This is a genomic window from Actinomadura sp. CNU-125, from assembly GCF_001942465.1.
Classification (GTDB): domain Bacteria; phylum Actinomycetota; class Actinomycetes; order Streptosporangiales; family Streptosporangiaceae; genus Spirillospora.
Genome location: NZ_MKJY01000565.1, coordinates 14,679 through 41,647, shown reverse-complemented (window position 1 = coordinate 41,647; position 26,969 = coordinate 14,679). Strand labels below are relative to the sequence as shown.

At 72.5% G+C, this 26,969-nt stretch carries 24 protein-coding genes and 4 pseudogenes; 15 read left to right on the top strand and 13 right to left on the bottom strand.

Features of this window, described 5'->3' with window-relative positions:
- On the bottom strand, positions 1 to 155 hold a 155-nt coding region (locus tag BJF79_RS42245), incomplete at its 3' end, for an acyl-CoA dehydrogenase family protein (protein WP_187357139.1).
- A 188-nt stretch (positions 156 to 343) separates the two neighbouring features.
- Between BJF79_RS42245 and BJF79_RS42240 the strand changes: the two are divergent.
- From BJF79_RS42240 to BJF79_RS42220, 6 genes and pseudogenes are all read left to right on the top strand, one after another.
- Positions 344 to 1,621, top strand: a pseudogene (locus BJF79_RS42240) (UDP-glucose dehydrogenase family protein).
- Positions 1,622 to 1,706: 85 nt separating this feature from the next.
- Positions 1,707 to 2,255 (top strand): TetR/AcrR family transcriptional regulator, encoded by a 549-nt coding sequence (locus tag BJF79_RS42235; RefSeq protein ID WP_075905882.1) that lies wholly within the window; start codon positions 1,707 to 1,709, stop codon positions 2,253 to 2,255.
- A gap of 123 nt (positions 2,256 to 2,378) precedes the next feature.
- Positions 2,379 to 2,627, top strand: a complete 249-nt coding sequence (locus tag BJF79_RS64255) for a hypothetical protein (protein ID WP_262403404.1) — start codon at positions 2,379 to 2,381, stop codon at positions 2,625 to 2,627.
- 23 nt (positions 2,628 to 2,650) lie between these two features.
- Positions 2,651 to 4,543, top strand: coding sequence for an MMPL family transporter (locus tag BJF79_RS42230; protein ID WP_262403403.1), 1,893 nt, complete (start codon positions 2,651 to 2,653; stop codon positions 4,541 to 4,543).
- 161 nt (positions 4,544 to 4,704) lie between these two features.
- Positions 4,705 to 6,056, top strand: a pseudogene (locus BJF79_RS67905) (hemolysin family protein).
- Complete coding sequence (locus BJF79_RS42220; protein ID WP_075905880.1) at positions 6,053 to 7,087, top strand: CNNM domain-containing protein; 1,035 nt, start codon at positions 6,053 to 6,055, stop codon at positions 7,085 to 7,087. Before BJF79_RS67905 ends, BJF79_RS42220 begins: the two are co-directional and overlap by 4 nt.
- Positions 7,088 to 7,158: 71 nt before the next feature.
- Here the strand turns inward: BJF79_RS42220 and BJF79_RS42215 are convergent, their stop codons facing one another.
- Genes BJF79_RS42215 through BJF79_RS42205 form a run of 3 tightly spaced genes read right to left on the bottom strand, consistent with a single transcriptional unit; the run spans position 7,159 to position 9,387 of the window.
- Positions 7,159 to 7,932 carry a 2-keto-4-pentenoate hydratase gene (locus BJF79_RS42215; protein ID WP_410050214.1) on the bottom strand — a complete coding sequence of 258 codons (774 nt, stop codon included), beginning with the start codon at positions 7,930 to 7,932 and terminating at the stop codon, positions 7,159 to 7,161.
- 4 nt (positions 7,933 to 7,936) lie between these two features.
- Positions 7,937 to 8,128: a tautomerase family protein gene (locus BJF79_RS42210; RefSeq protein ID WP_075905878.1), complete on the bottom strand. Its 192-nt coding sequence runs from the start codon at positions 8,126 to 8,128 to the stop codon at positions 7,937 to 7,939.
- Positions 8,129 to 8,142: 14 nt separating this feature from the next.
- Positions 8,143 to 9,387: an MFS transporter gene (locus tag BJF79_RS42205; RefSeq protein WP_075905876.1), complete on the bottom strand. Its 1,245-nt coding sequence runs from the start codon at positions 9,385 to 9,387 to the stop codon at positions 8,143 to 8,145.
- A gap of 158 nt (positions 9,388 to 9,545) precedes the next feature.
- Between BJF79_RS42205 and BJF79_RS42200 the strand changes: the two genes are divergently transcribed.
- On the top strand, positions 9,546 to 10,229 hold the full coding sequence (locus BJF79_RS42200) for a cupin domain-containing protein (protein ID WP_075905874.1): 684 nt from the start codon (positions 9,546 to 9,548) through the stop codon (positions 10,227 to 10,229).
- Between the two features lie 172 nt (positions 10,230 to 10,401).
- Positions 10,402 to 11,055 carry an IclR family transcriptional regulator gene (locus BJF79_RS42195; RefSeq protein ID WP_075905872.1) on the top strand — a complete coding sequence of 218 codons (654 nt, stop codon included), beginning with the start codon at positions 10,402 to 10,404 and terminating at the stop codon, positions 11,053 to 11,055.
- 4 nt (positions 11,056 to 11,059) lie between these two features.
- Here BJF79_RS42195 and BJF79_RS42190 read toward each other — a convergent pair.
- Positions 11,060 to 11,805 (bottom strand): annotated as a pseudogene (locus tag BJF79_RS42190) (SDR family NAD(P)-dependent oxidoreductase).
- A gap of 53 nt (positions 11,806 to 11,858) precedes the next feature.
- On the opposite strand from BJF79_RS42190, the gene BJF79_RS42185 reads away from it, so the two are divergent.
- The 5 genes from BJF79_RS42185 (at position 11,859) to BJF79_RS42160 (ending at position 15,291) form a co-directional block, all read left to right on the top strand.
- Positions 11,859 to 12,194, top strand: coding sequence for an ArsR/SmtB family transcription factor (locus tag BJF79_RS42185; RefSeq protein ID WP_075905870.1), 336 nt, complete (start codon positions 11,859 to 11,861; stop codon positions 12,192 to 12,194).
- 271 nt (positions 12,195 to 12,465) lie between these two features.
- Positions 12,466 to 12,723 (top strand): hypothetical protein, encoded by a 258-nt coding sequence (locus BJF79_RS42175; protein ID WP_075905866.1) that lies wholly within the window; start codon positions 12,466 to 12,468, stop codon positions 12,721 to 12,723.
- Between the two features lie 222 nt (positions 12,724 to 12,945).
- The gene (locus BJF79_RS42170) at positions 12,946 to 14,103 is read left to right on the top strand and encodes a sensor histidine kinase (protein ID WP_075905864.1); all 1,158 of its coding nucleotides are present in this window, start codon (positions 12,946 to 12,948) and stop codon (positions 14,101 to 14,103) included.
- A complete protein-coding gene (locus tag BJF79_RS42165) occupies positions 14,100 to 14,753 on the top strand; it encodes a response regulator (RefSeq protein ID WP_075905862.1) in 654 nt (217 codons plus the stop codon). The genes BJF79_RS42170 and BJF79_RS42165 overlap by 4 nt, the downstream gene beginning before the upstream one ends.
- A gap of 115 nt (positions 14,754 to 14,868) precedes the next feature.
- Positions 14,869 to 15,291, top strand: a complete 423-nt coding sequence (locus BJF79_RS42160; RefSeq protein ID WP_075905860.1) for a CoA-binding protein — start codon at positions 14,869 to 14,871, stop codon at positions 15,289 to 15,291.
- A gap of 8 nt (positions 15,292 to 15,299) precedes the next feature.
- On the opposite strand, the gene purE is transcribed toward BJF79_RS42160, so the two are convergent.
- Both purE and BJF79_RS42150 read right to left on the bottom strand, forming a co-directional pair.
- Positions 15,300 to 15,791, bottom strand: coding sequence for a 5-(carboxyamino)imidazole ribonucleotide mutase (gene purE / locus BJF79_RS42155; RefSeq protein ID WP_075905858.1), 492 nt, complete (start codon positions 15,789 to 15,791; stop codon positions 15,300 to 15,302).
- The gene (locus BJF79_RS42150) at positions 15,788 to 16,975 is read right to left on the bottom strand and encodes a 5-(carboxyamino)imidazole ribonucleotide synthase (RefSeq protein WP_262403401.1); all 1,188 of its coding nucleotides are present in this window, start codon (positions 16,973 to 16,975) and stop codon (positions 15,788 to 15,790) included. Before BJF79_RS42150 ends, purE begins: the two co-directional genes overlap by 4 nt.
- Before the next feature lie 230 nt (positions 16,976 to 17,205).
- On the opposite strand from BJF79_RS42150, the gene BJF79_RS42145 reads away from it, so the two are divergent.
- Complete coding sequence (locus BJF79_RS42145; protein WP_083734647.1) at positions 17,206 to 17,766, top strand: GtrA family protein; 561 nt, start codon at positions 17,206 to 17,208, stop codon at positions 17,764 to 17,766.
- A 33-nt stretch (positions 17,767 to 17,799) separates the two neighbouring features.
- Here BJF79_RS42145 and BJF79_RS42140 read toward each other — a convergent pair whose 3' ends face one another.
- From BJF79_RS42140 to glgX, 6 genes and pseudogenes are all read right to left on the bottom strand, one after another.
- Entirely contained in the window at positions 17,800 to 19,071 is a 1,272-nt protein-coding gene (locus BJF79_RS42140) for an ATP-binding protein (RefSeq protein ID WP_075905856.1), read from the bottom strand.
- 94 nt (positions 19,072 to 19,165) lie between these two features.
- The gene (locus tag BJF79_RS42135; protein ID WP_026402549.1) at positions 19,166 to 19,837 is read right to left on the bottom strand and encodes a response regulator transcription factor; all 672 of its coding nucleotides are present in this window, start codon (positions 19,835 to 19,837) and stop codon (positions 19,166 to 19,168) included.
- A gap of 125 nt (positions 19,838 to 19,962) precedes the next feature.
- Positions 19,963 to 20,322 carry a DUF3459 domain-containing protein gene (locus BJF79_RS66155; protein ID WP_316043557.1) on the bottom strand — a complete coding sequence of 120 codons (360 nt, stop codon included), beginning with the start codon at positions 20,320 to 20,322 and terminating at the stop codon, positions 19,963 to 19,965.
- Entirely contained in the window at positions 20,256 to 21,785 is a 1,530-nt protein-coding gene (gene treZ, locus BJF79_RS42130) for a malto-oligosyltrehalose trehalohydrolase (RefSeq protein ID WP_316043556.1), read from the bottom strand. The genes BJF79_RS66155 and treZ overlap by 67 nt, the downstream gene beginning before the upstream one ends.
- Before the next feature lie 16 nt (positions 21,786 to 21,801).
- Positions 21,802 to 24,135, bottom strand: coding sequence for a malto-oligosyltrehalose synthase (gene treY / locus BJF79_RS42125; protein WP_143220857.1), 2,334 nt, complete (start codon positions 24,133 to 24,135; stop codon positions 21,802 to 21,804).
- Positions 24,128 to 26,284, bottom strand: a pseudogene (gene glgX / locus BJF79_RS42120) (glycogen debranching protein GlgX). Before glgX ends, treY begins: the two are co-directional and overlap by 8 nt.
- Positions 26,285 to 26,468: 184 nt before the next feature.
- Between glgX and BJF79_RS42115 the strand changes: the two are divergent.
- A complete protein-coding gene (locus BJF79_RS42115) occupies positions 26,469 to 26,858 on the top strand; it encodes a bacterioferritin-associated ferredoxin (RefSeq protein ID WP_075905854.1) in 390 nt (129 codons plus the stop codon).
- Positions 26,859 to 26,969 lie beyond the last annotated feature (111 nt).

Here is a 26,969-nt window from a genome sequence, read left to right as displayed (position 1 = left end):
GCCACCAGCGCATCCAGCGCCTCGCGCGGGAACCGGGACTCCTCGTCCACCTCCGCCGCGAACGGAGCGATCTTCGCGTCGGCCAGCTCGCGCACCGTGCTGCGCAGCAGCTCATGCTCCTCCGACGGAGCGTACGTGGGAAAATCAGAGCTCATGCGCTCGATGTTACCGGCAAGTACGATTCGCCCGGCCGTGCAGTGACCGACGACACGGGGAATGCCCGTAAGGTCCGAAAATCGCGCTGTGGGTATGTCCGTAAGGTCCGACCTGAGAGGAGCCCGCCTTGGCCCACCGGCTGACCGTCATCGGAACCGGTTACCTCGGTGCCACGCACGCCGCCTGCATGGCGACCTGGGCTTCGACGTGCTCGGCCTGGACGTCGACGAAGGCAAGATCGCGCGGCTGGCGAGCGGCGACCTGCCGTTCTACGAGCCCGGCCTCGAACCCGTCCTGCGCCGCAACCTGGAGAACGGGCGCCTGCGCTTCACCACGTCCTTCCAGGACCTCGCGGACTTCGGCGACGTCCACTTCCTCTGCGTCGGGACGCCGCAGCAGGCCGGCTCGTACGCCGCCGACCTCGGCCACCTGGACGCCGCGGTCGAGGCGCTCGCGCCGCTGCTGCGCCGCCCGTGCCTGGTCGTCGGCAAGTCGACCGTGCCGGTCGGCACCGCCGGACGCCTCGCCGACCGGCTCGCCGGGCTCGCGCCCGTCGGTGGCGACGCGGTGCTCGCGTGGAACCCCGAGTTCCTGCGGGAGGGCTTCGCCGTCCGGGACACGCTGCGCCCCGACCGGATCGTCGCCGGGCTGCCCGCCGAACAGGGCGCCGCCGAGCACGCCGAGAAGGTGCTGCGCGAGGTCTACGCGGCGGCGCTCGCGGACGGCGTCCCGTTCGTCACCGCCGACCTGCCCACCGCCGAACTCGTCAAGACGGCGGCGAACGCGTTCCTCGCCACCAAGATCTCCTTCATCAACGCGATGGCCGAGGTGTGCGAGGCGGCCGGCGCCGACGTGACGCGGCTCGCCGCGGCGCTCGCCCACGACGACCGCATCGGCGGCCGGTTCCTCGGGCCCGGCCTCGGCTTCGGCGGCGGCTGCCTGCCCAAGGACATCCGCGCCTTCATGGCCCGCGCCGACGAGCTGGGCGCCTCGCACGCGCTCACGTTCCTGCGCGAGGTGGACGACATCAACGGGCGGGGGCGCCGCGTCCGGACGGTCGACCTCGCCCGCCGCGCCCTCGGCGGCTCGTTCGCCGGACGGGCTCGTCGGCGTGCTCGGGGCCGCGTTCAAGCCCGACTCCGACGACGTCCGCGACTCGCCCGCCCTCGACGTCGCCGCGTCGATCCGGGCGGAGGGCGGCGCCGTCACCGTGCACGATCCGAAGGCGAACGCGAACGCCCGCCGCGCGCAGCCGTCGCTCGCCTACGCCGACTCCGCGCTGGACGCCGCCCGCGGCGCCGACGCCGTCCTGCTGCTCACCGAGTGGCGCGAGTTCCGCGCGCTGACGCCGTCCGAGCTGGCCCCGGTCGTCGCCGGACGCGTCATCGTCGACGCCCGGGGCGTGCTCGATCCGGACGCCTGGCGCGCCGCCGGCTGGACCTTCTGCGCGCTGGGCCGCCCCTGACGAAGGGCCGCGTGACGAAGGCCGCGTGACGAAGGACACTGTCCGATCGGTCAGGGCTGACCGATCGGACAGTTACCGTTGAGGCATGACACGTCCGTCCAGCGGGTTGCACGACCGGATCCTCGGCGCGGCGCTGCATTTGTTCGTCGACCACGGGTACCGGGGAACGTCGCTGCAGGACATCGCGACCGACGTCGGCTGCTCCAAGGCGTCGCTGCTCTACCACTTCAGCAACAAGGAGGCGATCCTCACCGAGCTGATGGTCCCCGTGCTGCGCGAAGCCGTGGAGTTGGACGCGCGGCTTGAGAAGCTGGACGGCGCCGACGCCGCCATCACCGCGGTCACGGAATTCGCGACCCTCGCCATGCGGTTCCGGCGCGAGGTCAAGCTGCTGTTCGACAACCTCGCGGAGGCCACCACCCTCGACGCCGGCTTCCCGGAACTCGACGGCTTCGGCGAGGGGCTGGTCGACGCGCTCGCGGGCCGCTCGTCCGCGCCGGCCGACCAGGTGGCCGCCCGGATGGCCCTCGGCGGCATCTTCCTGACCGCCGCCGACCTGTCCCTGGACGACTCGATGCTGCGCGAGGCGCTGGTCACCACCGCCTTGCGGACACTGGGGCACACCCCCGGCTGATCCTCGACCGAGCACGACCGACCCAGCACGACCTCCCTACCTCGACCGAACCCCCACCGGCGAGACGCCGCACCCGCGGCCGTTTCGTGCTGCCCTCCAATCGACTGAAAGGTCTGTTCCCTCATGGCGACCTTGCTCTACCGGCTGGGCCGCTGGTGCTTCGGGCGCCGCGGCACCGTCGTGGCGATATGGCTGCTGCTCCTGGGCGTGCTCGGCGGCGCCGCCGCCGCGTTCATGGGCCCGACGTCCGACCAGTTCAAGATGCCGGGCACCGAGTCCCAGGAGGCCATGAACTCCCTGCAGAAAGACTTCCCGCAGGCCACGGGCGCTCCGGCACGATCGTCATCGCCGCGCCGGAGGGCTCCAAGCTGAGCGCGGGCGAGGTCGCGCCCGTCGTGCGCGAGGCCGCGGCCGTCCCCGGGGTGATCTCGGCCACCGACCCGTTCCAGAGCAGGTCGGTCTCGCCGGACGGGCGGTACGCGCTCGTCCAGGTCCAGTTCGAGGACGAGGCCGCCGAGCTGACCGACGCGCAGCGCGAGGCGTACGGCGAGGTCGGGCAGGACATCGACGGCCTGCGGGTGGAGGCGGGCGGCGAGCCCGCCACGTCCGTCCCGGCGATGGGCAGCGCCGAGATCATCGGCGTGATCGTCGCCGCGGTCGTCCTGCTGATCACCTTCGGTTCCCTGGTCGCCGCCGGAATGACGCTGCTCAACGCGCTGATCGGCGTCGGCGTCGGGATGGCCGGGCTGTACGCGCTGACCGGCGCGATCGAGCTGAGTTCCACCACGCCCGTCCTGGCGCTGATGCTGGGGCTCGCCGTCGGCATCGACTACTCGCTGTTCATCACGTCCCGCTACCGGCAGAACCTCCTCGACGGGCTGGAGGCCCGGGAGGCCGCCGGACGGGCGATCGGCACCGCCGGATCGGCGGTGGTGTTCGCCGGTGTCACCGTGGTCATCGCGCTGGCCGGGCTGTCGGTCGTCGGCATCCCGTTCCTGTCCGCGATGGGCCTCGCCGCCGCCGCGACCGTCGCCGTCGCCGTGCTGGTCGCGCTGACGCTGCTGCCCGCCGTCCTGGCGTTCGCCGGGTCCAAGGTGCTGCCGCGCGGACGGCGCGACGGTGCGGGCGCGGCGAAGAAGCGGGAGAACTTCGGCTACCGGTGGGGACGCGGCGTGCTGAAGGCGCGCATCCCCGTGCTGATCGTCGGGATCGTGGGGCTGGGCGCGCTCGCCCTGCCCACCCTGGACATGCGGCTGGCGCTGCCGGACGCGGGCACCTCCGCCGAGGAGTCGTCCCAGCGGCAGGCGTACGACATGATCAGCGAAGGGTTCGGCGAGGGGTTCAACGGCCGGCTCATCACCGTCGTCTCCGGGCCGGACCAGGCGTCCACCCAGGCCGCCGCGCAGCAGACCGCCCGGCTCATCGGGGGCATGGACGGGGTGACCGCGGCCGCGCCGCCGCAGTTCAACCAGGCCGGGACGACCGCGCTCGTCGCCGTCATCCCCGAGACCGGGCCGACCGACGCCGCCACCGAGGACCTCGTCCACGAGATCCGCGACCAGGTGGACGCCGTGCAGGGCGCCGACGTCGCGCTGACCGGCATGACGGCGATGGGCATCGACATCTCCGAGAAGCTCGCCGACGCCCTGCCGATCTACCTGGTGCTGGTGGTGGGCCTGTCGGTGCTGCTGCTGATGCTGGTGTTCCGGTCCCTGCTCGTCCCGCTCAAGGCCGCGCTGGGCTTCCTGCTCACGGTCGGCGCGACGTTCGGGATCACCACGGCCGTCTTCCAGCAGGGCCACCTGGCCGGGCTGGTCGGCGTCGACACCCCGGGCCCGCTGATCAGCTTCCTGCCGATCATCCTGGTCGGCATCCTGTTCGGCCTGGCCATGGACTACGAGGTCTTCCTGGTCTCGAAGATGCGGGAGGACTACGTCCACGGCGACACGCCGCGGCAGGCCACCATCAACGGGCTCGGGCAGAACGCCCGCGTGGTCACCGCCGCCGCGATCATCATGATCGCGGTCTTCGGCGGGTTCGTGTTCGCGCACGACCCGATCATCAAGTCGATCGGGTTCGCGCTCGCCGTCGGCGTCTTCATCGACGCGTTCATCGTGCGGATGACGATCGTCCCGGCCGTCATGTCGCTGCTCGGGCGCGGCGCCTGGTGGCTGCCCCGGTGGCTCGACCGGGCCATGCCGAACCTGGACATCGAGGGCGAGAAGCTCCGCGGTGCCGCGCCGGTGCCCGCGCCGCAGGCCGAGCCGGAGTACAGCGGCCGACGCTGACCACTTTTGCGACAAGAAACCGTCAAGGGCGGGGAGGTCCGGTGACCTTCCCGCCCTTGTGGCAATGATCACGTCACCGGCGGAACCCGGCCGGGCGTCCCGTCGTTGGAACCGGTGAGTCACATGTACGAACATCATTCTTCTTCGCCGGCCGGCCGCCGTTGATCACTCTGCTGTCGCTGGTGCTCGGCGTCGTCGTGATCCTCCTGATCACCGCCCTCACCGGTTACTTCGTCGCGCAGGAATTCGCCTTCATGGCGGTGGACCGGTCCCGCCTCCAGGCCCGCGCGGGCTCCGGGGACGGCGCCGCGGGCCGCGCCCTCACCGTCACCCGCCGCACCTCGTTCATGCTGTCGGGCGCGCAACTCGGCATCACCGTCACCGGACTGCTCGTCGGCTACGTCGCCGAACCGCTGGTCGGCGAGGCCCTCGGCGACATCCTCGGGTTCGCCGGGGTCCCCGCCGCGGTCGGCATCGCCGTCGGGACCGTCCTCGCCCTGGTCCTGTCCACGCTCGTGCAGATGGTGTTCGGGGAGCTGTTCCCGAAAAACCTCGCCATCGCCCGGCCCGAACCGGTCGCGCGCAGCCTGTCGCGGTCGACGCTCCTCTACCTGAAGGTCTTCGGGTGGCTGATCTGGGTGTTCGACCAGTCCTCGAACCTGCTGCTGCGGGCCCTGCGGATCGAACCCGTCCACGACGTGGAGCACTCCGCCACCGAACGGGACCTCGCGCACATCGTCGCCGACTCGCGGCGCAGCGGCGACCTCCCGCCCGACCTGTCGTTCCTCCTCGACCGCATCCTCGACTTCCCCCGCCGCGACGTCGAGCACGCCATGATCCCCCGCCCGCAGGCCGACACCGTCGACGACAGCGCGACGATCGCCGAGGTCAGGACCGAGATGAGCACCGGCCACTCCCGCTACCCCGTGCTGGACGACGAGGAGCGCGTGATCGGCGTCGTGCACCTCGACGACGTGCTGGCCGCCGACCGCGGCACCGCGCCGGTGTCGACGATCATGCGTCCGGTCACCGTCGTCCCGACCCTCATGCCGCTGCCCGCCGCCCTCAACCACCTCGCCGAGGACCGCGCCGAACTCGCCTGCGTCATCGACGAGTTCGGCGGCTTCACCGGCATCCTCACCCTGGAGGACCTCGCCGAGGAACTCGTCGGCGAGATCACCGACGAGCACGACACCGCCGCCGACGAGCCCGCGATCGTCCGCGACGGCGACGCCTGGATCATCCCCGGCGCGTCCACATCGACGAGGTCGAGCGGGCCGTCGACCACCGGCTGCCCGAGGGCGGCTACGAGACCCTCGCCGGGCTCGTCATCGCCGCCCTCGGCGACCTCCCGGAACCCGGCACCGAACTCGACGTCGAACTGCCCGCCGACCCCGCGGACCTCGCCTACGACGAGGAGCCGCCGGTCCGGTTCGTCCACGTGGAGGTCCTCGAAGTCGACAACCACGTGCCGTCGTCGGTCCGGCTCGCGATCGTCGAGGGGGGCCGGTGAGCAACCCGTGGGCGGTCGCCGCCGCCACCGTCGCGATCATCGTGCTCAGCGCGTTCTTCGTCGCCGTCGAGTTCGCGCTCATCGCCGCCAAGCGCCACCGGCTGGAGGACGCCGCGCCGTCGAGCCGCTCCGCGCGCGCCGCACTGCGCAGCTCGTCCGAGCTGACGGTCCTGCTCGCGGGCGCCCAGCTCGGCATCACGGTCTGCACCCTGGCGCTCGGCGCGATCACCAAACCGGCCGTGCACCACTGGCTCACGCCCCTGTTCACGTCGTGGAACGCCCCGCTGTGGCTGGCGGACGCCGCCGGGTTCGTCCTCGCGCTGATCCTCGTGACGTTCCTGCACCTGGTCGTCGGGGAGATGGCCCCCAAGTCGTGGGCGATCGCCCACCCGGAACGCTCGGCCACCCTCCTCGCGCTGCCGATGCGCGGCTTCATGTGGCTGACCCGGCCGCTGCTGCGAGCGCTGAACGAATCGGCGAACTGGTGCCTGCGCAAGGTCGGCGTCCAGGCCGCCGACCAGGTCGAGTCCGGCCAGGACCCGGACGCCCTGCGCCACCTCGTCGAGCACTCCGCGAACGTCGGCGCGCTCGACGCCCGCTACTCCGCGCAGCTCTCCGAGGCCCTCGACCTGCGCAACCTCAAGATGGGCGACCTGGTCAGGCGCGACGCGGCCCCCACCGCCGTCGCCCCGGACGCCACCGTCGCCGACGTGCAGGCCGCGGCCCGCGCGTCCGGCCACCTGCGCATCCTGATCACCGGCCCCGCCTGGAGCGTGGTGCACGTCCGCGACACCCTCACCTCCCCCGACACGGCCCCCGCCGCGCCGCTGACCCGCCCCGCGTACCTGATCGAGGCGGGCACGCCCGTCTACACGGCCCTCACCCGGATGCGCGAGTCCGGCAACCAGCTCGCCCTCGTCACCGACCGCGACACGGTCCTCGGCGTCGTCACCATCACCGACATCCTCCGCCGCCTCTTCCACCGCACCCCCGCCGTCCCCACCGTCTCCACCGCCCCGACCGACCGCTGACAGCGCACCGGCCCCGGCCCCACCGCCCAGCGCGGCCACGGCCCCGGCCTCGATCGCGGCGTTCGGCCGGGTCAGCGGCAGTGCAGGGTCACGGCGCCGAGGCCGGCGAAGGCGGCGGTGATCGTGCGGCCGGGGGCGGCGAAGACGGCGTCGGTGAGGCCGCCGGTGAGGACGATCCAGCCGGGTTCGAGCGCGATGCCGCGGCGCGCGAGGGTGTTGGCGGCGAGCGCGAGGGCCTCGGCGGGGTGGCCCTGGACGGCCGCGCCGGTGGCGGAGTCGACCTCCTCGCCGTCGATCTCCAGGCGGCAGGGTTCGGCGGCCAGGTCGAGGTCGGCGGGGTCGCGCCAGCGGTCGCCGACGACGTAGCGGGCGGACGAGGCGTTGTCCGCGACGACGTCGGGGAGCGCGAACTTGAAGTCGGTGTAGCGGCTGTCGATGACTTCGAGTCCGGCGCGACCCGGGCGACGGCGGCGAGCGCGGACGCGGCGGTGACGTCCGGGCCGGCGAGGCGTTCGCCCATGATGAAGACGATCTCGGGTTCGACGCGGGGGTGGATCAGGCCGTCCATGTGGAGCGGGGCGCCGGGCGGGAGCGGCATGTCGTCGGTGAGCCAGGCGGTGAGCGGCGAATCGATGCCCATGCGCTCCTGCTTGGGCGCGGAGGTGAGGCCGAGCTTGACGCCGACGACGCGGCGCCCCTCGGCGACCTTGCGGCGCAGCACCTCGTCCTGGACGCGGTAGGCGGTGTCGAGGTCGAGTTCGGGCCACTCGGCGGTGATCGGGCCCCGGTCGGCGCGCAGGTCCTCGGCGCGGCGCAGCGCGACGGCGGCCCGGTCGACGGTCCATTCGGTCACGGGTTCTCCTCGTTCTTCAGCCGGTCGCCGACGGCGAACCGGGACGGCGGGACCTCGTCGACCACGACGCGGATCGCCGACATCGGGGCGTCCAGCTCGCGGTGGACGGTCCGGGCGACCTCGCGCATGCAGCGTTCGATCGCGTCCGGGTCGCGTCCGGCGACGAGGGTCATGCGGATGATGGGCATACGTGCTCCTTGGGCTATGCGAGGGCCTTGCCGCGGGTTTCGGGGAGCAGCACGGCGACGGTGAGGGCGGCGAGGACGAAGAACGCGGTGGTGATGCCGAGCCCGGCGGACGCGCCGAACCGGTCGGCGACGACGCCGATGGTGGCGGGTCCGGCGGCGCTGATCGCGCGGGAGCCGTTGTAGACGACGCCTTGCGCCGTCCCGCGGATGTGGGTGGGGAACAGCTCGGCGAACGCGGGCCCGAAGCCGCTGTAGAAGCCGGTTCCGAAGAGCGAGACGACGATCCCGACGACCAGCAGCACGGCGGGCCGGTTCACGGAGACGAACACGGGGACCAGCGCCGCGGCGAGCACGAAGTAGGTGATGAACGCGAGCTTGCGGCCGATGCGGTCGGCGACGTATCCGAACGAGACGAAGCCGATCACCGCGCCGACCTGCATGAGGACGAGCCAGGTCGTCGAGTGGACGAGGTCCATGCCGACGCCGCCGTCCTCGACGGGCGTGGCCAGGTAGGTGGGGATCCACGTGAAAAGGCCCCAGTAGCCGAGCATCGCGAAGCTCGTGAACGTCATCGCGACGGCGAACGGCCGCGTGTGCTCGGTGAGGAGCGTCCGGACGGCGCCACCGAGCGACACGCGCTCGCGCCGTTCCAGCCACATCTTCGGCTCGGGCGTGTGGCGGCGGATCCACAGCGCCGACAGGGCGGGCAGCACGCCGACGAAGAACACCCAGCGCCAGCCGCCGATCGGCAGGACGATCGCGGCGACGAGCGCGGCGAGCGCGTAGCCGACGCCGAACGCGCTCTGCACCCAGGCGAGGACCTTGCCGCGGTGCCGCTCCGGCCACGTCTCGCTGACCAGCGCCGTCCCGGCGGACCATTCGCCGCCGAGGCAGACGCCGACGACGACGCGGAAGACCAGCAGCATCGTCAGGGAGGTCGAGAACCCGCACAGCAGCGTGCCCGCCGAGTAGCCCACGATGCTGAACACCATCGAGCGCGTCCGTCCGAACCGGTCGGCGATGAACCCGAAGAACAGGCCGCCGACGGCGGTGGCGACGAGGGCGGCGGACGCGACGAACCCGGCGGCGCTCTGGTCGAAGTCCAGGTCGGCGGACACGTCGCTGATGACCATCGCGAAGAGCATCAGGTCCATCACGTCGAGCATCCAGCCGAGGTACGCGCCGGTGAACGTGCGCCACTGGTCCTTGGTGGCGCCCCGGTACCAGGCGGGGGCCCGTCCGGGGGTCGTCTGTGTCATGCGCGCTCCTTCGGGGTGGACGGCTGCGGCGATGAGCGTCCTGTTAAGCGAGACGTAGGTCTTGGCCAACGTGACAATAGTCGGCACTCTACCTCTGTCAAGAGGTATGGTTCACTCAACCGATACGCGAGTATCGCTCACCGATACAAGGAGGGTCCGTGACCGACGACTTCCCCCGCCGCACGTTCCGGCTCTACGAGGACGTCCTCCCCGCCGGAGCCCCGCCGGTGTTCCTCCCGTCCGCCGACCGGGCCCTCTACCCGGTGAGCGGCGGCGTCACCGCCGAGTACGCGGACGGCGCCCAGTCCGTCCCGGCGGGCACCGGCTGGACGGGCGGCGGCGAGCTGACGCTGCTCCCCGGCGAGGCGGACGCCCGCGTCTGGCGCTGGGAGCTCCTCCCCGAGGGCCGCGCCGCCGACGGGACGCTGCGCGCCGCGCCGCGCACGTCCTCGCGCCTGCTCCTCGAACACGAGGTGGCGCTCGACCCGGGCTTCGGCTGGCTGATGCGCTGCGACCGCGTCTCGTTCCCGCCCGGCGGGACGGCCTGGACGCACGTCCACCAGGGCCCCGGCATCCGGGTCTGCCTCGACGGCGAGATCACCATCGAGACCGAGGGCCGCACGACCGTCTCCGGACCCGGCGAAGCGTGGTTCGAGCTCGGCCCCGCGCCCGTCCTCGCCCCGACCACCGACCGGACCGCGACCACGTTCGTCCGCTGCTTCCTGCTGCCCCGCGCCCTGCTCGGCCGCAGCTCCCTCCGGTACGTCCTGCCCGAGGACACCGACAAGCCGAAGACCCAGCGGTACCACGTCTTCAGCGAGCGCGTGCTGGACCTCGGCTGACTACAATGACCCGAATGGGCGAGGGGCGGTCGGCGGACGGATCGGACGTGCGGCGACCCGCCGAGGCGTCCACGACCCTCATCTCCCTCGGCATCATCCACGGCCTGCTCGAACTGGGCGGCGAGGGCGGCGTGTCCGCGGTCGCGCCCGGGTCGGGCTGCCCAAGGCCCGGGTGCACCGCCACCTCGCCGTCCTCAAGGACGCCGGCTACATCCTGCAGGACCCCGCCACCAAGCAGTACCGCGTCGGCTGGCGCCTGTACCTGCTCGGCCAGAGCCTCGTGGGCCGCTTCGACGTCCCCGGCCTCGCCCGCCCGGCCATGGAGGAGCTCCGCCGCCGGGTCGGCCAGACCGTCGTGCTCACCACGTTCACCGACGAGGCCGTCGTCGTCCTGGAGGTCCTGTCCGGGCAGGCCCCCGTCGACATCGTCCTGCACCCCGGCGTGCAGTTCCCGTACCACGCCGTCGCGCAGGGCAAGGTCGGCCTCGCCTACGGGCCCGGACGCCTCCGCGAGACGGCCCTCGCGCACCTCGAATCCCGCACCTCCCGGACGATCACCGACCGCGAGGCCCTCGAAGCCGAACTCAAGACCGTCCGGGAACGCGGCTGGGCGGACGCGCCCGAGGAGATCTTCACCGGCGTCAACGCGATCGCCGCGCCCGTCGTCACGTCCGAGGGCGAGGCGCTCGGCGCGATCGCGGTCGTCGGCTCGATCCACTACCTTCCGGCGGAGGCCGCGCCCGACGTGACGTCCGCCGTCGTGACGGCCGCCCGGTCGGTCTCCCGCGACCTCGGCTACGAAGGCCCCTACCCGCCCGCTCCCTGACTGCTCAGGTCAGTTCGAGGCCGCCGTCGACGGTGAGGACCTGGCCGGTGATCCAGGTGGCGTCCGGGTCGGCGAGCCGCACGACCCAGTCCGCAACCTCCCCGGGCTCGCCGCGGCGGCCCAGCGGGATGCGGGCCGCCTCGTCCCGCTTGATCCGCTCCACCGCCGCGTCGGGCAGGCCGGACGCGGCGAGCGCCTCGCTCTCGGTCGGGCCCGGGGCGACGGCGTTGACGCGGACGCCGTCAGCCGCGAGCTCCAGCGCCCAGCTGCGGGTGAGCTGTTCGAGGGCGGCCTTTGACGCCGCGTAGTGCGCGCGCCCGGCAGCGGACGGTGCCCGTAGGTGCTGGACACGTTGACGATCGACCCCCGCGTCCGGGCCAGGTGGGGCAGCGCCGCGCGGGCCAGCAGGCTCGGCGCGACGACGTTGAGGTCGAACACCGCGCAGACGCCCTCGGCCGTGGTGTCGGCCAGCGGCATCATCCTGGTCGCCCCCGCGTTGTTGACCAGCACGTCCAGCCGGTCCCAGCGGCCGATCGCGGCCTCGACCACGGCGTCGGCGGCGCCGGGCGCGCACAGGTCGGCCGGGTGGACGGCGATCCCCGCGACCCCGGCGGCCGTCCCGTCCAGCGCGTCCGCGCGCCGTCCGACGCCGAGCACCCGCGCCCCGGCGCGGGCGAACGCCCGCGCGGCCGCCCGTCCGATGCCCGATCCCGCGCCGGTGACGACGACGACCCGTCCGGTGAGATCCATCCGAAGCTCCTTGTTCGATGTTCGTAGAACATCGAACAAGGTAACATCTCACCATGAGGCAGGCGGAACACCCCGATCGCGACGACATCGCCCTGACCGGGGTGATGGGGGCGCTCAGCGACCCGATCCGGATCGGGCTGGTGCGGGTGCTCGCGGACGGTCGCGAGCGCGGCTGGGGCGAACTGCGCGCCCCGGTCGCGAAGTCGACCCTCAGCCATCACCTGCGCGTCCTGCGGGACGCCGGCGTCACCCGCACCCGCCAGGAGGGGACCCGCTGCTTCGTCGAGCTGCGCCGCCCCGACCTGGACGCCCGTTTCCCCGGCCTGCTCGACGCGCTGCTCGGCGCCGCCGAAGCCGACGCGGTCGGCTCCCAGGTCGACGCCGCCTGACCGGCGCCCGTCGCGTCCGGGCCCGTGTTCACACCGGGTGCGACTCGGCCCGGCGGGTGCGGTCCGGTTCGCGGCCGCCGGAAGGAGGGCCAGGGCGAGGACCACGCCGGTCAGCGGGATCAGGTCCTTCGCCAGGACGGTGAGCAGGATCCCGGCCAGTGCGGCGGCGGGGCTCCACCAGGGCAGGCGGCGGACGGACGCGAGCACGACGAGCTGGGCGATCAGGCCGAGGAAGAAGAACTGCGGCACGACGGTGTAGACGAGCGGTTCGATGCCGGGCGCCCCGCTGATCTGCTCGAAGTGCGAGCCCATCTCCGGGCGGCTGGTGGAGGAGAAGCCGACGGAGATGTCGATGGCGAACTGCACCGCGAGCGCCACCGCGCCCACCAGGGAGAACAGTGCGGGGACGAGCGCGAGTGCGGGGCGGTCGGCGGCGCGGCGGCGCAGGTCGAGGATCACCGGGACGAAGAACGCCAGGCCCGCGAGGAACGCGACGTGGCCGAGGGTCCACGCGCCGCCGGGACCGTAGCGGTCGTCGAGCCCGTCGTAGAGCCGGATGAGTCCGTAGGCCAGCATGAGGGCCGGCCCGAGCAGGTAGGTCTTCATACCGGACGAGCCTGCCGATCGGCGCCCGGAAAAGGATCGCCGCCCGGAGCGATCGTCGTCCTCGCCGGTGCGGGCGAGTACGCCGCCCGAAGTTCACTCTCACCGGCGAGTTCCCCGCCGTCCGGCGCGGGATAACTTGTCCGTCATGTCCCTCCAGACCCGGCCCCTCCGGGCGTTCCGCGCGTTCCGGAGACCGCCGGACGCCGCGGTCGACGCGGCCCTCGCCGCGGCGGTGTTCCTGGCGCAGCTCGCGCCGTTCACCACCATGCGCGAACCGTGGTCGCCCGCCCTGTACGCGCCGATCCTGGGGGCGTCGGCGCCGCTGCTGTTCCGGCGGCGCGCGCCCCTCGCGGTCATGGTCGCCGTCCTGGTCGCCGTCCCGGTCTACGACCTGATCGGCGGCGGGCCGAGCCAGCCGATCTGGTACGGCTGGCTCGTCGCGGTGTACACCGTGGCGGACCGGTCGCCGCGCGCCCACCGCCTCGCGGGCTGCGGGATCACCGTGCTGAGCACGTTCCTCATCGTGCGTCCCGGGTCGCTGGACACGGCCGTGCGTGGGACGGCGATCTGGCTGGCCGCGTACGCGCTGGGGCGCGCGGCGGCGCTGCGCCGGGAGCGGGCCGCCGACCTGGAGGAACGGGCCGTCCGGCTGGAGCGGGAACGCCGCCTGGAGGCCGAACGGGCCGCGGAACGGGAGCGGACCCGGATCGCGCGGGACATGCACGACATCCTCGCCCACGCCGTCAGCCTGATGGTGGTGCAGGCCGAGTCGGGGCCGCTGGTCGTCCGGTCGGACCCGGACCGGGCCGAGGCCGCCTTCGACGCCATCGCCGCGTCCGGGCGGGACGCGATGGGGCAGCTCCGGCGGATGCTGGGCCTGCTCAAGGACGGCGAGCACGCCCGCGACCCGCAGCCGACCCTCGGGCGGCTCCCCGAACTGACCGGACGCGTCGGCGAGACCGGCCTGCGGGTCTCGCTCACCGTGACGGGCGACCCCGCGACGCTGCGTCCCGACGTCGACGTGGCCGCCTACCGGATCGTCCAGGAGGCGCTGACCAACACGGTGAAGCACGCCGGGGCGGAGCGGGTGGACGTGGCACTGACCTGGGAGGACGACGTCCTGCGGATCACCGTGACCGATGACGGGCGGGGCCCGGGGGCGGCGGGCCGTCCCGGGGGCCGCGGGCTGGTCGGCGTCCGGGAGCGGGCCGCCGCCTGCGGCGGCGACGCCGCGTTCGGACCGGCGCCGGGCGGCCGCGGGGCGCGGGTCGAGGCGCGGCTCGGGCTGGGGGCCGGGGCATGACGGTCAGCGTGGTGGTGGCGGACGACCAGGAGCTGGTGCGCAGCGGGTTCGCGCTGATCCTCGACACGCAGCCCGACATCGAGGTGGTGGCCGAGGCCGCCGACGGCCGCGCCGCGATCGACGCGGTGCGGGCGCACGCCCCCGACGTCGCGCTGCTCGACGTCCGCATGCCCGGGACGGACGGCATCGCGGCGGCCCGCGAGATCTGCGCGCGGACGGACACCCGGGCGCTGATGCTGACCACGTTCGACCAGGACGACCACGTCTACGACGCGCTGCGGGCGGGCGCGAGCGGGTTCCTGCTGAAGGACGTGCGCCGCGACGACCTCGTGCACGCCGTCCGGGTGGTCGCCGCCGGGGAGGCGCTGCTCGCGCCGACGGTGACGCGGCGGCTGATCGGCGACGTGCTGCGCGGCCGTCCGCGCGAGCGGGCGGCGCCCGTCCTCGCGGCGCTCACCGAGCGCGAGCGGCAGACGCTCACGCTCGTCGGGCGCGGCCTGTCCAACGCCGAGATCGCGGCGGCGCTCGTGGTCAGCGAGCACACGGTCAAGACGCACGTGAGCAACCTGCTGGCGAAGCTCGGCGCGCGCGACCGCGTGCAGGCCGTGATCGCCGCCTACGAGTCGGGCCTGATCCTCCCCGGCGCCTAGCCGCCCCTCCTGACGTTGATCTGCGGCGTGTTGCCCTTATGGGCGCCCGAGTTCGGGCAACACGCCGCAGATCAACGGAGGGAACGATCAGGCGGCGCCGGGTGTTGTGCCCGGTATGGATGCTTCCTTCGCCGACCCGGACGTGATCACCCGGCTGCTGGCCGAGTCCCGCACGTGGGCGTTCGTCGGGCTGAACGACCGTCCCGAGCGGGTCGTGTACGAGCAGGCGCAACTGCTGCAGGTGCGGGGGAAGCGGATCTTCCCGGTGCACCCGTCGCGGGCCGAGGTGCTCGGCGAGCCGGGCTACGCGACGCTCGCCGACCTGCCCGAGAAGGTCGACGTGGTGGGCGTGTACCGGCGCTCGGAGCACGCGGGCGCGGTGATCGACCAGGCCGTCGCGGCGGGCGCCGGGGCCGTCTGGCTGCCGCTCGACGTGGTCGACGAGCAGGCGGGGCGCCGCGCCCTCGACGCCGGTCTCGACGTCGTCATGAACCGCTGCCCCGCCATCGAGTGGAGCAGGCGCCACCCGGCCCGCTGACAGGCAGGTCAGAGGCTTTCGCGGAGGCGCTTGCCTTTCGCCTTGGCCTGGCCGTAGAGGTCCTGCTGGAAGACCTTCATCTTCGCCCGCAGGTCCTCGTCGGCGGCGGCCAGGATGCGGACGGCCAGCAGCCCGGCGTTGCGGGCGGCGCCGACGGCGACGGTCGCGACGGGGACCCCGGCGGGCATCTGGACGATCGACAGCAGCGAGTCCATCCCGTCGAGGTACTTGAGCGGGACGGGCACGCCGATGACCGGGAGCGGGGTGACCGAGGCGAGCATGCCCGGCAGGTGCGCGGCGCCCCCGGCCCCCGCGATGATCGCCTGGAGGCCGCGCCCGGCGGCTTCCTCACCGTAGGCGATCATGTCGTGCGGCATGCGGTGCGCGGAGACCACGTCGGCCTCGAACGGCACGCCGAACTCCTCCAGGGCCTCGCCCGCGGCCCGCATGACGGGCCAGTCGGAGTCGCTGCCCATGACGACGCCCACGCGCGGGCTCATGCGTTCTCCTCGGTGTCGGGCTTCATCTTCGGACCCCAGCGCAGGTAGTCGGCGGCGTGCCGGGCGCGCTCGCGGACGTCCGCGAGGTCGGCGCCGAGGGCGGTGACGTGCCCGATCTTGCGGCCGGGCCGCGACTCCTTGCCGTAGAGGTGGACCTTGACGGCCGGGTCGTGCGCCATCACGTGGATGTAGCGGGAGTAGACGTCCGGGTCGTCGCCGCCGAGGACGTTCGCCATGACGGTCACGGGCGCGGTGGGCTCGGTGGACCCGAGCGGCAGGTCCAGGACGGCGCGCAGGTGCTGCTCGAACTGGGACGTGCGCGAACCCTCGATCGTCCAGTGGCCGGAGTTGTGCGGGCGCATCGCGAGCTCGTTGACGACCAGGCCGGACGCGGTCTCGAACAGTTCGACCGCGAGGAGGCCGACGACGCCGAGTTCGTCCGCGATGCCGAGGGCGAGGTTCTGCGCCTCGACGGCGAGGTCGTCCGGCAGGCCCTGCGCCGGGGCGATGACCTCGGTGCAGATGCCCTTCTCCTGGACGGTCTCGACGATCGGGTACGCGGCGCCCTGCCCGTACGGGGAGCGGGCGACGAGCGCGGCGAGCTCGCGGCGGAACGCGACGTGCTCCTCGACCATGAGGTCGAGGCCCTGCCCGCGGAGATCGGCGACGAGCCGCACCGCGTCGTCGTCGAGGGAGTCCAGGACCCACACGCCCTTGCCGTCGTAGCCGCCGCGCACGGCCTTGACCACGACGGGGAGGCCGTGCTCGCGGGCGAACGCCTCCAGGGCGGGGACGGGCTCGGCGGCCGGCAGGTGCGCGTACGCGGGGCACGGGGCGCCGAACCCGCCGAGCCGCTCGCGCATGACGAGCTTGTCCTGGGCGTGCGCGAGGGCGGCGGACCCGGGACGGCAGGCGACGCCGGAGGCTTCGAGGTCGCGGATGTGGTCGCCGGGGACGTGCTCGTGGTCGAAGGTGAGCACGTCGCAGCCCTTGGCGAACGCCCGCAGATCGTCGAGCGCGCGGTCGTCGCCCACCTGCACGTCGGCGACGACCTGCGCCGCGGACTCGTCCGGTGCGCCGGCGAGGACGCGCAGCGGGACGCCGAGCGCGATCGCGGCCTGTTGCGTCATCCGGGCGAGCTGACCGCCGCCGACCATGCCGACGACGGGGGTATTGAGGGTCACCTCAGCAGGTTATCGGCCGCGCATCGTGAACGAACCAGGTGTACTGTGCGTCGGATTCGGTGTGGGTCCCCGGGGTGCGGGCCAGGGGACGTCGACGGAAGAACGCGAAACTTCATGTTCCGACGTCTCCGGCACCGCGTGCGTCTATCCTCGTTGTGCTCCCGCATCGGCCGCCCGTCGTGGCGCGCCATAGCCGAGGTCCGGAAGGACGGTTCCACTTCGTGAGCCTGATGGCCAGTCTTCAGCGGCAGTTCGAGCACGTGGTGCGCGAGCTCGCCAAGTTCGGCAGCGTGGGCGCGATCGCGTTCGTCATCACGATGATCGTCAGCAACGTGCTGCACGCCGGGCTCGATGTGGGGCCGATGACGTCGTTCCTGGTCGCCACGGTGGTGGCCACGACGTTCTCCTATCTGGCGAACCGGTACTGGACGTTCCGGCACCGCGACCGCAGCGGCGTCGGCCGGGAGTACGTGATCTTCTTCGCGCTGAACGGCGTGGGGCTCGTGATCACTCAGCTGTTCATCGGTTTCACGATCTACGTGCTGCGGCTGGAAGGCCCGATCGCCTACAACTCCGCGATGATCGTCGGGACGGGCGCGGCGACGCTGTTCCGCTTCTGGGCGTACAAGAAGTGGGTGTTCCTGCCGACCGACGCCCCGCCGGTCGACCCGGCGTCCGGGCTGCCCGAGCCGGTCGACGGCGACGGGCCGGGGGCGCACCGCGCGGACGTCGCGGCGCCGCGGCTCGGCCACCAGGTCGATACCCCGACCGAGGACTACGCCGCGCACTGACCCCGTCACCGGGTTCCTCGTCCCCCGGGTTCCTCAGGTGGGGCCGATGACGACCCGTTCCGCGGCCAGCTTGGCCTGTTCGGCCTGCCGGAGGAAGACTCCGAACACGGCCGGGCGGGCCTGGACCAGCTCCAGCCGCCCGCCGTCGACGACGGCCAGGGAACGGGCCAGGTAGAGGCCGAGCCCGGTGCCGCGGCCGCCGCTGACGCTGCGTTCGAAGATCCGCGCTTCGAGTTCGGGCGGGATGCCCCCGCCTTCGTCGCCGACCTCGACCACGACCGAACTGCCGCCCGGCTTGGTGTGGATCGTCACGGTTCCGGCGCCGTGCATGAGCGAGTTGTCGAGGAGCGTCGCGATGATCTGGGAGAGCCCCTCGGGGTTGGTCATGCCGACGAGGCCCTGCTCGCCGATGATCCGGACGTCGCGTCCGGCGCGGCCGAAGATCGGCCGCCACTCCTCGACCTGCTGGGCGATGATGTCGTCGATCTGCGCGGGGACGGCGCCGCCGGTGCGGTCGTGCCGGGCGCGGGCGAGGAGCTGCTCGACGACGGCGACGAGGCGTTCGGTCTGCGCGACGGCCGCCGCGCCCTCCTCGCGGACGACGTCGGGGTAGTCGGCGGCCTCGATCATCTCGTCGAGCCGCATGGACAGGGCGGTGAGCGGGGTGCGCAGCTGGTGGCTGGCGTCGGAGGCGAACTCGCGGCTGGAGGCGAGCAGGTCGGCGATGCGGACGGCGCTGCGGTCGAGGACCTCGGCGACCCGGTCGACCTCGGGGATGCCGTAGCGGCGGCGCCGCGGGCGGGCGTTGCCGGTGCCGAGCCGGTCGGCGGTCTCGGCGAGGTCGATGAGCGGGAGGGTGAGCTTGCGGGCCTGCACCATGGCGAGCCCGACGGTGACGGCGACGCCGAGCAGGGCGAGGCTCCCGATCAGCAGGAGTAACCGCAGCTCGGCGTCCTGGACCTGCGACGCGGGCCGCGACACCCGGACGCGGACGCCCCCGGCGGACGTCGCGGCGGTGAGCATCCGCGCGTCCGGATCGGGCCCGGCGGTGACCGTGCGGCCGTCCGGCAGGGTGATGAAGATGTGGCGGCCGGGATACTCCCGCGCGATCGTCGCGCCGTGGAGCGGCCGTCCGGTCTGGAGGCTGTAGCCGACGCCGCCGAGGATGGTGGACGCCTCGCGTTCCAGCGACCGGCGGGCCTCCTCGTGGACGAGCTTGTGGGCGGCGTAGGCGAGGGGGATGCCGAGCAGCAGGATCGCGACCACCGCCACCGCGAGCGTCGACAGCAGGAGTCGGCGCCTCATCAGGGCTCCTTAGGGGTGAAGCCACGGCCGCACCGGGCTCTCCCCCGGCCTCTCGGGAAGGCGGGGAAGTGCCGCGCGACCGTGGCGGCCGGTGCTAGTCGCCGCGTTCGAACCGGAAGCCGACGCCCCGCACCGTGGTGATGTAGCGGGGACTGCCGGCGTCGTCGCCGAGCTTGCGGCGCAGCCAGGAAATGTGCATGTCGAGGGTCTTCGTGGAACCCCACCAGTTGGTGTCCCATACCTCGCGCATGATCTGTTCGCGGGTGACGACCTTCCCGGCGTCCCTGACCAGGACGCGCAGCAGGTCGAACTCCTTGGTGGTCAGCTGGAGCTCCTGTTCGCCCATCCAGGCCCGGCGCGACTCGGCGTCGATCCGGACCCCCTGGACGATCGGGGTCTCGGTGCTGCCCCGGCGCAGCAGGGCCCGCACCCGGGCGAGCAGTTCGGCGAGCCGGAACGGTTTGGTGACGTAGTCGTCGGCCCCCGCGTCGAGCCCGACGACGGTGTCGACCTCGTCGGCCCGGGCGGTCAGGATCAGTATCGGGACTCCGTGCCCCTCGGCACGTACCCTGCGGGCCACCTCAAGGCCGTCGAGTTCCGGCAGGCCGAGGTCGAGCACGATGAGGTCCACACCGCCCCCGAGGGCCCGCTCCAGCGCCTGCGGGCCGTCCGGGCTGACTTCGACGGTGTACCCCTCGCGACGCAGCGCGCGGGCGAGAGGCTCGGAGATGGACGTGTCGTCCTCGGCGAGCAGTACTGAGGTCATGAACCGATCGTATGACCAATCTTGAACGTTTCTCGGCCGCCACCGCGCTCTTGACCTGCGGTTTGCCACTCATAGTAGAACCGCGAACACACATCTTTGCCGGGATTCAGGCGAGTCCTGGCATCTCACCCACGAAACGGGCACCACAGGACGGCCGCGGAGGCCGCCGGAAGGCTCAGCAAGCTGGTTGAAGAATCGCCGCTAGAGTCCGTTTCGAGTTTTACGTCCTGATCTGACGCGAGGACGAGACGGGACGCGGGCGTCGCGATCTCCGCGGAGCGGTCCGCGAGGTTCGCGACGAGTCGGATGCGGCCCCGCCGGATGGTGACAAGTCGGTATTCGCCGTCTTCGCGGGTCTCCACTCGCGTTTCGGAGAGGCGCGGGTCGTTGAGGTCGGGGATCGCGCGGCGGAGCGCGATCAGCGACCGGTGCCAGTCGAGCAGTTCCCGATGGGGCTCTTTGTCCGGTTCGCCCCAATCGAGCACCGAGCGCCGGAACGTCTCGGGCGCTGCGGGTCGGGGACGCCGTCCCCGGTCCAGCCGTGGCGGGCGAACTCCCGGCGGCGGCCCTCGCTCACCGCCCGTCCGAGATCCGGGTCGACGTGGTCGGTGAAATAACACCACGGTGTGGTCGCGCCCCATTCCTCGCCCATGAACAGCATCGGCGTGTACGGGGCCAGGAGGAGGAGGGCGGCACCCACCTTCTGCATGGGCACGTCCAACGTCGCGCTTATGCGGTCCCCGGACGCGCGATTGCCCACCTGGTCGTGGTTCTGCAAGAACCCCAGGAAACGGTGCGCGGGCGTAGTACGGACGTCGACGGGACGACCGTGGTGCCGTCCCCTGTAGTTCGACATCGTGCCGTCGTGGACGAACACTTTCGTCAGGGCTTTCTTGAGTGTCTCCAGTGAACCGAAGTCGCAGTAGTAACCCTGGCGTTCACCCGTGAGGGCGGCGTGCAAAGCGTGGTGGAAGTCGTCGCTCCACTGGGCGTCGAGCCCGTATCCGCCCGCTTCCCTGGACGTCACGAGGCGCGGGTCGTTCAGGTCCGATTCGGCTATCAGGAACAGGGCCCGGCCCAGATGCGCCGACAGTCCCGCCACCGCGACCGCCAGTTCCTCCAGGATGTGCACCGCGCGATGGTCGGTAATGGCGTGGACGGCGTCCAGGCGGAGGCCGTCCAGGTGGTAGTCGCGGAGCCACATGAGCGCGTTCTGGACGACGAACGCGCGCACCTCGTCCGAACCGTCCTGGTCGAAGTTCACGGCGTCGCCCCAGGGGGTCGTGTGGGCGCCGGTGAAGTACGGGCCGTAGGACGCCAGGCGATTCCCGTCCGGGCCCAGGTGGTTGTAGACGACGTCGAGGACGACCGCGACGCCGCGCGCGTGGGCGGCGTCCACGAACCGCTTGAGTCCGTCCGGGCCGCCGTAGGGCTCGTGCGGGGCCCACAGGTGGACACCGTCGTAACCCCACCCGTGGTCGCCGGGGAAGGACGCGACGGGCAGAAGCTCTACTGCGTCGATCCCCAGCGAGACGAGATGGTCCAAGCGTTCCGCAGCGGCGTCGAAGGTTCCCTCTGGGGTGAAGGTGCCCACGTGCAGTTCGTACAGGACGCTTCCGGGGAGCGGGCGACCGCGCCACCCTGCGTCCGTCCAGGCGAACCTGTCGTGGTCGTAGACGCGGCTCGGGCCGTGCACGCCGTTCGGTTGCCAGGGCGATCGCGGGTCGGGGAGCGTCTCGCCGTCGTCGTTGCCGTCGCCGTCGTCGTTGTCGTTGTCGTGGAGGACGAACCCGTAGTCCGTCCCGTGGGCCGCGTCCGGCACGTCCGTCGACCACCAGCCGGGACGTCCGGGCAGGCGGGACATGGGGTGCCGGACGGCGTCGGGCGGGGCACCGGTCGCGACCGCCGCGCGGCACGCGTCCGGCGCCCACACCCCGAACCGGGTCAACGCGGGTTCCCCCTGCTCACCACGGCGAGCCTCCGGTCACCTCGAAACCTCGCGGGGGATCAGCAGCGCCACCGGGAGCTGCGCGAACACCTCGGCGGCGTCCAGGTCGGGCCCCCAGTGCATCGCGCCGGTCAGGACGTCGTGCCAGCCCTGCCGTCCCGTGTCGATCGCCGTCGCGGACCAGCCGCCGCGCTCTCCAGCCCGACCGGGAGCCCGGCGAGCGCGAGCGCGTCGCCGCGCGCGAAGCCGACGACATGGTCGGCGGCGGGCCGTGGACGGCGCGCGGCTCGTACCCGGCGGCCGGGCCGAACCAGTCGGGCCGGGACCGGCGCAGCCGCAGCGTCCGCATGGTGACCAGCAGCTTCTCGTCGTCGACGTCCTTGGGGCGGCGGCCGGTGTCGAGCCGGTGCAGGTGCTCGCGGCGCAGCCCGTAGTCCACCGGGCGCCGGTTGTCGGGGTCGACGAGCGCGAGCCCGGTCATCTCGCACCCCTGGTAGACGTCGGGAACGCCGGGCATGGCGAGCTGCACGAGCTTCTGCCCGAGCGTGTTGACGCGCGCGTACGGGTGCAGGCGGGACACGAACGCGGTGACGTCCGTGATCAGGTCGGGGTCGGCGAGGACGCGGCGGACGTGCTCCAGGACGGCGCCCTCGTACTCGGTGTCCGGTTCGAGCCAGGACGTCCGGGTCTTGGCCTCGCGCATCGCCTTGGTGAGGAACTCGGTGAGCCGGGCCGGCTCCAGCGGCCACGCGCCGACGAGCGTCTGCCACAGGAGGTACTCCAGGTCGGGTTCCAGGGGCGATCGGGCCCCGCCCCACCAGTCCCTCCAGCGGTGCACGGCCTCGGACCACTCGTCCGGGAGTTCCGACAGGACGCTCAGCCAGGCCCGGACGTCCTCCTGGCGTTTGGTGTCGTGCGTGGAGAGCGTCGTCAAGGTCTGGGGCCAGTCCCGGGCCAGGCGGATGCAGTGCGTATGAAAGTCCACCGGGTCGACCGAGAAACGGTCTGGGTCGCCGCCCACTTCGTTAAGGGCGGCCATCCGGTTCCATCGGTAGAACGCGGTGTCCTCGACGCCTTTGGCCGCCAGCGGAGCCGTCGTCTGCTGGAACCGGATGATGAACTCGGGGTCGGTTTTCTCGCCCCGGCCCAGAGCGAGGTCCACGATGGTGTCCAGGTCGCCGTGCAGGTCTTCGGACAGCCGTGTGCGCGCGCGCCCGGCGGCCTCGTCCAGAATCGCGACGGCCTGGGGCGGGGCGTCCTCCCCCGGCACGACGTACGCGCGGTACACCGGCATCGCGACGAGCAGCTCGACCAGGGCCTGCCGCAAGCCCGGACGGTCGCCCGCGCTGCGGTGCAGGACGCGCGCCAGCCGGTCGACCTCGGGCTTCAGCCCGTGCTCGGCGGCGTACCTGCGGGCCTCGCGCGCCACCTCCGCGAAGCCCGCCGGGCCGCCGGTCAGGGACGTGTACAGGTCGGTGAGCGGCCGCTCGCCGGCCGGGTCGACGAACAGGCCGCCGATCATCGGCAGCGAGTCGTAGCCGGTGGTGCCCGCGCACGGCCAGTCCGCGGGGAGCCGCTCCGCGCCCTCGGTGACCTTCTCGACGACCAGCCACGCGTCCGAGGCGCGGGCCGCGAGGCGGCGCAGGTAGCCGCGCGGGTCGGCGAGACCGTCCGGATGGTCGACGCGCAGGCCGTCCACGAGCCCCTGTCCGACGAGGTCGAGCGGCAGGTCATGGGTGCTGTCGAAGACGTCCCGCTCCTCCTGGCGGAGCCCGATCAGCCCGGAGATGTCGAAGAAGCGCCGGTAGTTCGGTTCGCCCTGTGCGGACGGGTCGCCGGGCAGGACGATCCGCCCGCCGCCCGCGTCCCAGTCCACGTCGAACCAGCGGGCGAGGGGCGACGAACGGCCCTCGGCCAGGACGGCGGTCAGCGGCGCGTTCGCGTCGGGCGGATCCGGGATCGCCATGTGGTTCGGGACGATGTCGATCAGCAGCCGCAGGCCGTGCGCGCGGAACCGGGTCGCCATCGCGCCGAACGCCTCCGCGCCGCCCAGCTCGTCGGCGAGCCGCGAGTGGTCGACGACGTCGTAGCCGTGCGCGGACCCGGGCGCGGCCCGCAGGACCGGCGACAGGTACACGTGGGAGACGCCGAGGCCCGCCAGGTAGGGGGCGAGCGCCGCGGCCTCGGCGAAGCCGAAGTGCTCCTCGGGCGTCCCGCGGAGCTGGATGCGGTAGGTGCCGGACGGGGGTGCGGCGGGGCCGTCCGCCGGAATCTCCTCAGCCATGTCGTCCTCGGTGGGGTCGGGGGTCGATGCTGCGTGGGGCGGGACGTCGGGGGCGTGCTCAGGCACGGCGGAGCACCTGGATGGAGCGCGCGGCGACCGGCACGGTCTCGCGGGCCTTGACGGCGGGCGACTCGCCCTCCGCGAGCAGGGGGTCGGCGGTGTCGAGGACCTTGTTCCAGAGCTGGCCGTAGGGGGCGGGCGGCAGGACGAACGGCAGGTCGCCCTCGTAGCCGTTGACCAGCAGCATGAACGACGCGTCGCGGATCTGCCGGCCGCGCCGGTCGGGCTCGCCGATGGCGTCGCCGTTGAGGAACACGTTCAGCGACTTGTTGAACCCGGCGCGCCAGTCCCGGTCGGTCATCTCCTCGCCGCCCGGGCGGAACCACACCAGGTCGGGGAGGTTCTCCGGCTTCGCGCGCGCGCCGCGCGCCTTCCGTTTCCGCTGGTCGCCGCGGAAGAACCTCCTGCGCCGGAACACGGGGTGCTCTGTGCGGAGCTTGGACAGGCGCCGGACGAAGTCCAGCATCGGGTCGCGCTCGTCGTAGAACTTGTCGTCGTGCAGGCCCGTCCAGTCGACCCAGGAGAGTTTCGTGTCCTGGCAGTAGGCGTTGTTGTTGCCCTTCTGGGTGCGGCCCAGTTCGTCTCCGTGCGACAGCATCGGCACACCCTGCGACAGGAACAGCGTGGTGAGGAAGTTACGTTTCTGTCGTTCGCGCAGTGCGATGACGTCAAGGTCGTCCCTCGACACCGCAGTTCCACGACCGGTTGTCGTCCGTCCCGTCCCGGTTCGCCTCGCCGTTGGCCTCGTTGTGCTTGTGGTCGTACGAGACGAGGTCGTGCAAGGTGAACCCGTCGTGGCAGGTGATGAAGTTGATGGACGCGATGGGGCGGCGCCCGTCGTCGGCGTAGAGGTCGGACGAGCCGGTCAGCCGGGACGCGAAGTCGGGCATGCTGCCCTGGCGTCCGCGCCAGAAGTCCCGCATGGCGTCGCGGTACTGGCCGTTCCACTCCGTCCACAACGGGGGGAAGTTCCCAACCTGGTATCCGCCCTCCCCCACGTCCCAGGGTTCGGCGATCAGTTTCACTTGGGAGACGATCGGGTCCTGCTGGACGAGGTCGAAGAACGCGGACAGCCGGTCCACGGCGTGCAGTTCGCGGGCGAGCGTGGCGGCGAGGTCGAAGCGGAAGCCGTCCACGTGCATCTCGGTGACCCAGTAGCGCAGCGAGTCCATGATGAGCTGCAGGACGTGCGGGCTGTGCATCAGCAGGCTGTTGCCGGTGCCCGTCGTGTCCATGTAGTAGCGCGGGTCGTCCGCGGCGAGCCGGTAGTACGAGGCGTTGTCGAGCCCGCGGAACGACAGCGTCGGCCCGAAGTGGTTGCCCTCCGCGGTGTGGTTGTAGACAACGTCCAAGATCACCTCCACCCCGGCCTCGTGCAGCGCTTCACCATCGACTTGAACTCCAGCACCTGCTCGCCGCGGTGCCCGGACGACGAGTACTCGTTGTGCGGCGCGAAGAACCCGATCGTGTTGTAGCCCCAGTAGTTGCGCAGCCCCCGCTGCACGAGGGCGTCGTCGTGGACGAACTGGTGCACCGGCATCAGCTCGACGGCCGTCACCCCGAGCGACTTCAGATGGTCGACGATCACCGGATGGGCGAGGCCCGCGTACGTCCCGCGCAGGTCCTTCGGCACCCCCGGATGGCGCGCGGTCAGCCCCTTGACGTGCGCCTCGTAGATCACCGTCTCGTGGTACGGGATCCGCGGCGGACGGTCGTCGCCCCAGTCGAAGTACGGGCTGACGACCACCGACCGCATCGTGTGCCGCGCCGAGTCGGCGTCGTCGCGCGAGCACGGGTCGCCGAGCCGGTAGCCGAAACACGACCGGTGCCAGTCGACCGTCCCCTCGACGGCCTGCGCGTACGGGTCCAGCAGCAGCTTCGCGGGATTGCAGCGGCGGCCGCGGCGCGGCTCGTACGGGCCGTGCACCCGGTAGCCGTAGCGGCGGCCCGGCATCACGCCCGGCAGGTACGCGTGCCAGACGAACGCGTCGGCCTCCTCCAGCGGGACGCGCGTCTCCGCGCCGTCCCGGGCGGGCCCGTCGAACAGGCACAGCTCGACGCGCTCGGCGGCCTCGGAGAACACCGCGAAGTTCGTCCCGGCGCCGTCGAACCTGGCGCCCAGCGGATACGCCTCGCCCGGCCACACCTGCGGCATGTCCCGCCCTCCCGTCGCTGCGCTGGAAGCCCTTCCCAGTGAGGGCTGGATCACACCGATCGGGAGTCCTCTGGTCAGAACGGACATCCGTGGGCTACCTTAGGGGAGCCTTACCTTAATGAGGACCCCCTAAGGGCCCCGGGTCGGGCGCCGGAAGTGAAGTCGGACGGAAAGGCCGAACCGGATGTACGTCTGCATCTGCAACGCCGTCACCGAAGACGACGTGCACGGCTGCATGGCGAACGGTACGTGCGCCACCGTCAAGGACGTCAAGTCCGCCTGCGGCATGAAGGCCGGCTGCGGCTCCTGCACCCGCCGGATCTCCACGATGGTCAGCGAGTACCGCACCGCGAGCGAACTCGCGGACGCCCTCACCGGCGGCGCGCTGCCGCCCGCCGCCGTCCCGGAGCCCGCGCCCGCGGTGGATCCCGTCACACTCCGGCCCGGCCCCGCCGCGAGCCCGTTCGCCCCCGAACCGTTCGCCGCCGACCCGCTCGCCGAGCGGCAGGCGCCGTCCGAACCGATGATGTCCGACCAGGTCGAGAGGGGGACCGCACCGCCCACGGCGGCCTGAGCCTTCCCCAACCGAACAGCGGACGCGCCCGCGGGCAAGCCCCCGGGACCGGGCGCGCGCGGACCGTGCGGAACGGCCATGCACCCATGCCGGTGCTGGGCCCATCCGCCC